Annotated in this window: 4 protein-coding genes and 1 pseudogene; 3 read left to right on the plus strand and 2 right to left on the minus strand. The window is 72.6% G+C overall.

What is annotated here, in order from left to right:
• The 3 genes from VFO68_RS27285 to VFO68_RS27295 all read left to right on the plus strand — a co-directional run.
• A partial coding sequence (locus tag VFO68_RS27285; protein WP_325161260.1) for a proline racemase family protein occupies window positions 1-747 on the plus strand: 747 nt, incomplete at its 5' end.
• A 131-nt stretch (window positions 748-878) separates the two neighbouring features.
• Window positions 879-5306: a DUF6531 domain-containing protein gene (locus tag VFO68_RS27290; protein WP_414635588.1), complete on the plus strand. Its 4428-nt coding sequence runs from the start codon at window positions 879-881 to the stop codon at window positions 5304-5306.
• A complete protein-coding gene (locus VFO68_RS27295) occupies window positions 5303-5770 on the plus strand; it encodes a hypothetical protein (protein WP_325161262.1) in 468 nt (155 codons plus the stop codon). Before VFO68_RS27290 ends, VFO68_RS27295 begins: the two co-directional genes overlap by 4 nt.
• Before the next feature lie 47 nt (window positions 5771-5817).
• Here VFO68_RS27295 and VFO68_RS27300 read toward each other — a convergent pair whose 3' ends face one another.
• Window positions 5818-6198, minus strand: coding sequence for a VOC family protein (locus VFO68_RS27300; protein ID WP_325161263.1), 381 nt, complete (start codon window positions 6196-6198; stop codon window positions 5818-5820).
• 18 nt (window positions 6199-6216) lie between these two features.
• Window positions 6217-7477 (minus strand): annotated as a pseudogene (locus tag VFO68_RS27305) (hypothetical protein); the annotation flags it as partial.

The raw sequence follows: 7477 nt of genomic DNA on the forward strand, positions 1-7477 counted from the left end.
TGCGGCCACGGCACCATGGCACTGGGCGCCTGGGCGGTCGAGTCCGGCCGGGTTCCCGCCGAGGCGTCCGGAACCACGGCGGTGACCATCGACGCCCCGTCCGGCCGGACCACGGCCCGCGTGCACACCACGGAGGGCCGCGTCGCACGGGTGGACTTCGTCAACGTCGCCAGTTGGCCGGTCGCCGAACAGGTCCCGGTATCCACCACCCGTGGCGAGATCCGCGCCGACATCGCCTACGGCGGAGCCACCTACGCGCACGTCCCGGCGGCCGCACTGGGCCTGACCGTGCAACCCCACAACCTCAACCACCTGATCGCCGCCGGCCGGGAGATCAAGCACGCGCTCGACCCCACCCCGTATGCCCGGCACCCCACCGACGACCGGCTCGACGGCATCTACGGCACGATCCTCTACGACGACCTCGGCACCGACGCCGCCGGCAACCCGCACCAGCGCAACGTCACCATCTTCGCCGACGGCCAGGTGGACCGTTCCCCGTGCGGATCCGGCACGGCCAGCCGGGTGGCCATGCTCGCCGCCACCCACCGCCTACCCGGCGACCGCCACCTCATCCACGACTCCATCGTCGGCTCCCGCTTCCTGGCCCGTGTCGAGCGCCACCTCACGGTGCACGACCACCCGGCCGTGATCCCCGTCGTCACCGGCACCGCCCACAAGACCGGCGAACACCTCTTCACCGCCGACCCGGCGGACGACCTGTTCCCCGGCTTCGTCCTGCGCTGATCAGCCGCGCCTAGCCCGAACAGCGCAACCGGATGCGGCGGGCGGGCTAATTCGCGACCCGAGTGGAGCCGAACCCGTGATGTGATCGTCGGTGAAAACGCCAGGCTGTGGCCGGAGGGGTGAGGGAGGCGATGGTGGACGGCAATCCATTGGTGGCCGCACCGGTGTCGCAGACGACCGCGGTGACCGGGATCGGGATCGCGGAGTCTTGTGTGGACCTGGCCAACGGGGTGTCCAACGGGGACTGGGTGGAGGCCGGGCTCGGCGGGTTGGGCGTCGGACTGGAAGTCCTGTCGATGGTGATCGATCCGTTGGGCACGCTGGCGTCGTACGGGGTGTCCTGGCTGATCGAGCATGTGCGGCCGTTGAAGGAGGCGTTGGACTGGTTCGCCGGCGACCCGCCGGTGATCGAGTCGTTCTCGCAGACGTGGGGCAACGTGGCCGCCGAGGTGGGGGCGGTGGCGCAGGATCTGACCGGCGAGGTCAACGGCGGCACGGCCGGGTGGACCGGGACGGCCGGGGACGCCTACCGGGGCCATGCCGCGCAGGCCGCGGACGCGGTGGCCGGGGCGGGCACGCTGGCCGACGGGATCTCGGTCGGCGTGATGGTGATGGGCCAGGTGGTGGCCTTCGTTCGGGAGTTCATCCGGGATCTGGTGGGGGAGCTGGTCGGGCGGTTGATCTCGTGGGCGCTGGAGACGGTGGCCACGCTGGGGCTGGCCACGCCGCTGGTGGTGGCCCAGGCGACCACGGCGATCACGAAGGTGGTCAACAAGGTCGCCGACCTGGTGCGCAAGCTGGTCAAGACGATCGGCAACGTCGCGCCGCGGATCCGCAAGATCATCGACAAGCTTGACGAGATCATCGCCATGCTGCGCAAGTTGCTGCGCAAGGCCGATGCCCCCGGTGGCACCAACCCGGCCCGGCACGCCGGCGACAAACCGTCGGCGCATCCGCACGCTCCCGACGGCACCTCCCCATCGTCTACTCCGGACACCTCCGGCTCGCCGGACGCGCCCGGCGCCGGCCCAGGTGGCACCCGTCCCCACGGCGACTCCCCGACGGGTGGCGCGGGCGCCCGCCCGACCGACCCGCAGTCGACCAGCACCCCGGAACCGAACCGGGTAACCTGCAACGATCCGGTGGACGTGGTCACCGGCGAGGTGCTGTTGACCCAGGTCGACATCACGCTGCCCGGCGCGCTGCCGTTGGTGCTGCGTCGCACGCACGTCTCCTCCTACCGGGCCGGACTCTCCTTCGGCCCCAGCTGGGCGTCGACCGTGGACCAGCGCCTGGAGTCGGACGAAGAGGGCATGGTGTTCGTCGCCGAGGACGGCATGCTGCTGGTGTACCCGCATCCGCCGGTAGGACGGCCGGTGCTGCCCGTGCACGGTCCGCGCTGGCCACTGTCCCGCACCGCCGCGGGGTTCACCATCACCCAGCGCGAGACCGGCCGCACACTGCACTTCGCCGCCGGGCGGGCGGCGTGCCCGCTGGTTGCGATCACCGACCGGAACGACCATCGGATCGACTTCGACCGCGATGCGGCCGGGCTGGTCACCGCGGCCCGGCATTCCGGCGGCTATCACGTCGATCTCGACTCCGCCGCGGGCCATGTCACCGGGTTGCGCCTGCGCAACCCGGACGGGTCCGGCATCCGGATCGCGCGGTTCGGCTTCGACGAGGCCGGGAATCTGGCCGAGGTCGTCAACTCCTCCGGCCGGCCGATGCGGTTCAGCTACGACCGCGCGGGCAGGTTGGCGCGCTGGACGGACCGCAACGGTGAGTGGTACCGCTACCTCTACGACGAGCATGGCCGCTGCGTCGCCAACCAGGGCTCCGGCGGATACCTGAACGGAACCTTCAGCTACGACGAGGAGAACCGGACCACCCGGTTCACCGACGCCCTCGCGAACACGGTCACGTACCGACTGGACGAGCGGGGCAACGTCGTCGCCGAGACCGACGCACTCGGGCACACCACGACCTCCGAATGGGACGAGTTCGACCGGCTGCTGTCCCGTACCGACCCGCTCGGCCGCACCACCCGCTACGAGTACGACCCGGACGGCAACCCGACGACGATCACCCGGGCGGATGGCAGCCAGATCCTGTTGGGGTACAACGATCTCGGTCTGCCCGTCACCGTCGTCGAGCCGGACGGGGCGGTCTGGCGCCGCGAGTACGACGAACGTGGCAACGTGCGCGCCGTGATCGACCCGGCCGGGGCGGCCAGCCGCTACGGCTACGACGAGCGGGGCAACCTCGCCTCGGTCACCGACGTGCTCGGCGTGGTCCGGGAGTTCACCTCGAACCCGGCCGGACTGATCGTGGCCACGGGGGACGGCACCCGTCTCGACCTGGACACCTTCGGCCGGGTCGTGGCGGTCACCGACCCACTCGGCGGTGTGTTCCGGCTGAGCTGGACGGTCGAGGGTCAACTGATCTCCCGGACCAGCCCGGACGGTGGCGTCGAGCGGTACGCCTACGACGGCGAGGGCAACATGGTCGAGCACGTCGACGCCACGGGCCGGCGGACGGGCTACGAGTACCGTGGCATGGACCTGCCGGTCGCGCGCACCGGTCCGGACGGCGCCCGGCTGGAGTTCGGCTACGACAACGTCCTGCGGCTGACATCGGTCACGAACCCGCAGGGCCTGGTGTGGCGGTACGAGTACGACGCGGCCGGCAACCTGGTGCGGGAGACCGACTTCAACAGCCGCGCCGTCGGCTACACCTACGACGAGGCCGGTCAGTTGGTCGCGCGCACCAACGGCGCGGGAGAGACCGTCGCGTTCACCCGCGATCCGCTCGGGCAGGTGATCACGAAGCGGTCCGACATCGCGGCGACCACCTTCGCCTACGACCCGGCCGGCCGGCTGACCGCCGCCACGAACGGCGAGATCGCGCTGTCCTACGAGCGGGACGCGTTGGGCAACGTGATCGCCGAGACCGTCAACGGCCGCACGCTCCGGTCGGCCTACGACGCCGCCGGACGCCGGTTGCGCCGGCTGACCCCGTCCGGCACCGAGTCGCGTTGGACCTACGACGCCGACGACCGGCCGCTGGCCCTTGAGGTGGCCGGACGAACCGTCCGGTTCGGCTACGACGCGGCCGGGCGGGAGATCCGCCGCGAGTTCGGCGCGGCCGTGCTGACCCAGTCCTGGGACGTCAACCACCAACTGCGGGCGCAGCGGATCACCGCTCGCGCCAACCCCGTGCAACAGCGGGTCTACCACTACCGCGCGGACGGCGCGGTGATCGGCGTCGACGATCAGCTCGCCGGATCGCGCCGGTTCGAACTGGACCGTGCCGGACGGGTGACCGCGGTGCACGGTCGCAACTGGACGGAGCGGTACGCCTACGACGCCGCCGGCAACCCCACGTCGGCGACCCTGCCGGACGCCACGTCCACCACCGGGCCCCGGGAGTACGCCGGCACGCTGATCCGCCGCGCCGGCAACACGACCTACCGGCACGACGCTCAGGGTCGCGTGGTCGAACGGCACCAGCGCACCCTGTCCGGTCAGCGCCGGGCATGGACCTACGCCTGGGACGCCGACGACCGGCTCATCGGGCTCACCACCCCGGACGGCACCCGCTGGCGCTACGACTACGACGCGATCGGCCGCCGGGTCGGCAAGCAGCGCCTCGACGAGTCCGGCGCCGCGGTCGAGTCGACGGTCTTCGTATGGGACGGCTTCCTGCTCGCCGAGCAGACCCACTACCCGGACGCGACAACGACCAGTTGGGACTGGGACCCGGACAACGCCCGTCCGGTGACCCAGATCGAGCGGGTCGCGTCCGCGCCGCAGGACTGGATCGACGTCCAGTTCTACGCGCTGGTCACGGATCTGGTCGGCACACCCACCGAAATGGTCGACCCGCAGGGAAACGTCGCCCGAACGGCGCCGCGTACGCTCTGGGGCCAGAGTCTGGCCGTCCCGGACGGGCCGTACTGCCCACTACGGTTTCCCGGCCAGTACCACGATCAGGAAAGCGGCCTCGCCTACAACCTGTACCGGTACTACGACGCCGAGTCCAGCCGGTTCGCCAGCGGTGACCCGCTCGGCCTGTCCGGCGGGACGGGTCCGCATTCCTATGTGCCCAACCCCGTCGAATGGTCCGACCCGCTCGGCCTGACCCCGCAGTGCGTGCGGGACTTGATGCGCTCGCAGAAGCGTGGTGCGCCCGACCTGCTGGACAAGGGGGTGCACGTCAGCGTGTACGGACGGGCCGGCAACATGGAGGTGAAGATCGTGCCGACCAGGGATGGCGGAGTCACCTTCAAACCCGCGCATCCCGGCCGGGCCGCGCAGCACCCCAGAGAATGGGACGCCGCGGTGCGGGAGGTCCGCAACGCCATGGAGCATCAGGAGTTCCGCGACTGGGTGCGCAAACACGCCGAGGCGGGCATCGAGCAGGCCCGGTCGGTGTCGCTGCCGACCCTCGGCGACAGCCCGCATCCCAAGGTGAAAGAAGCGTGGGAACGGGCGATCGGCCAGCGCAGTAAGATCGTCGAGTTCAAGGCGTTGCTCAAGGCACTGGATCGGATGTGACGGACACGGTCGACTTGGAGAGCTTCGTCGTCGAGGGCCGCTTCGGCACGATCGGTCTGGACGCAACGCCGGAACAGGTCGTCGAGGCGTTCGGCGCGGCCGATCACCTTGAGCCGTACCGGCGTTCCACGCCGATGACGCTGCTCTACGGCGACGACCTCGAGTTCCGCTTCCACCGGCGCCACCTCACGGCCGTGTCCCTCGGCCTGCCCGACCACGGCCCGCCCGGCACCGGCCCCATCGACACCACCGGCCTGTGGCCCCCCGACCGCCGCGCGATGGCCACCGTCCGGTCCAGATTGGCCGCCGCCGGCGTGTCCTGGCGGCTGGACCCGATCATGACCAAGCTCTACGACGGCGACGATTCCCAGGCCTGGGTCACCGAGAACGGCGTCCACCTGAGCTTCTTCGAGGGACTGCTCGGCCGGATCGTCCTGTCCGACCTGGTCACCACGCCCGGCTAGGGGCCCGTCCTGCGGATCTTCGTGGGAAGCCGTGCCCCCGGACTAGTTCACGGCCAGGTTCGGGCGTTGCCGGCGAAGGTCTCGGGGTCGCTGTGCACGGGTACCACGCAGAGCAGGTGCCCGCCGGGGGCGCGCAACGTGTGCGCTTCCTGCCATTGGGCCACCGGCTCGGCGCCCAGCGCGGTCAGCCGGGCGACCTCGGCCGCCAGGTCGTCGGTCTCGATGTCGAGGTGGTAGCGCGGCCCGTCACCGACCGCCTGCACGACGGTGAGCAGCCTGGGCGCGGCACCGACCAGCACGGTGAACTGCTCCTCGCCCGGCGCCGGGTAGGCCGGCGCACCGAGCGCCGCGGACCAGAACTCGGTGGCCGCCCCGGCCTGCTCGGCGGGTGTGTCGATCAGGATCCCCACCAGTCGGCTGCGATGCATGCGCAGAGGTTAGCCACCTCAGCGGGCGTCGCGGGTGGTGCTGATCCGGATCTGGGCGTCGACCCAGGCGGTACCGGCGGTGACCGGGTCGGTGAGCGCCTCGGCGAACCGGGTGAGGGTCGCGGCCGCCTTGGGCAGCCCCACCGCGAGCAGGTCGGCGGCGGCGTCGCCGACCCGCTCCGCGAAGCCGGCCGGGAGGTGGCGCAGGCCGCGGTGGGCGGCCTCGGCGCACACCGCGACGGCGGCGTCGAGGGCGGCGGTGACCCGGTCCGGCGGTTCGGGGGTGGCGCCGGACAGGTCGGCGGCGCCGTCCCCGGGCGCCAGGTCGGGGACCACCACCGCGCTGCCCACCAGCACGGCGGTGGGGTCGATGACCACGGTGCCGCCGGTGCGCCGGACCGTGCCGGCGAGGAACCGGGGATCGGCCCGCAGCGCCGAGTCCAGCGCGTCCAGGGCGCCCGGCGCGGCCGGACGGTAGGTCGCCGACACCCGGGCCGTGCCGCCGGCCGGGTCGGCGACGAGCGCCTCGAGCCGCTGGTCGCCGGGGTGGTAGCCGATGCCGAGCACCTCGGCCACGGCCACGGCGCGCAGGTGCTCGGCCGCCACCCGGGGACGCACCAGCCGGGGCGGCGCCTGCGCCAGCGCCCGGTCCAGCGCGGCCAGGTCACGCACCAGCACCGCGCCGGACAGCGCGTCCCAGCCGGTCGACGGGGTCACCGTGGTCTTGCCGACCCGCCCGGTGGTCAGCCGGACGGTGCGGCTGGCGCTGCGGGTCGCCGACTCGGACACCACGGTGCCGGCGGCCAGCGCCGCCAGGGTGGACCCGCCCATCCGCCGGCCGGCGAGCTCGGCGCCGGTCTGCCCGCCGGGCCAGTGCCCGCGCAGCACCAGCACCATGCCGGCTGGATCGGCCAGGTACACCTCGGCGGTCCCGCCGGTGACCCGGCAGCCGAGGCCGGTCAGCCGGACCCGGTGCAGCGGTGTCTCCGCGGGCTCGTCGCTGCCCAGCACCCGGGCGGCCGGGGTGGCTCCGCCCGCGCGCACCGCCCGGTCCCGGGCGTGGAGCTCCGCGATCAGGTCGGCGACCCGCTCCGGGCGGTAGTGCGCGGCCCTGGCCCGGTAGGCGGACAACTGGTCGGCCAGGTCGGCGACGGCGGCCAGCGGGTAGCGCAGACCGGCCAGGGCACGCTCGGTCCGGGCGAACGTCGCGGCCAGCGCGCCGCCGGCCGGGACGCCGTCGCGCAGCAGCGTGCCGGCCAGGTCGACGGCGGCGCCGAGG

Source organism: Actinophytocola sp., from assembly GCF_035712165.1.
Taxonomy (GTDB): domain Bacteria; phylum Actinomycetota; class Actinomycetes; order Mycobacteriales; family Pseudonocardiaceae; genus DASYTH01.

Excerpts from the sequence above, each read along its gene's own strand:
- VFO68_RS27290 (WP_414635588.1), top strand. The coding sequence starts at position 879 with ATGGTGGACGGCAATCCATTGGTGGCCGCACCGGTGTCGCAGACGACC.
- VFO68_RS27300 (WP_325161263.1), bottom strand. The coding sequence starts at position 6,198 with ATGCATCGCAGCCGACTGGTGGGGATCCTGATCGACACACCCGCCGAG.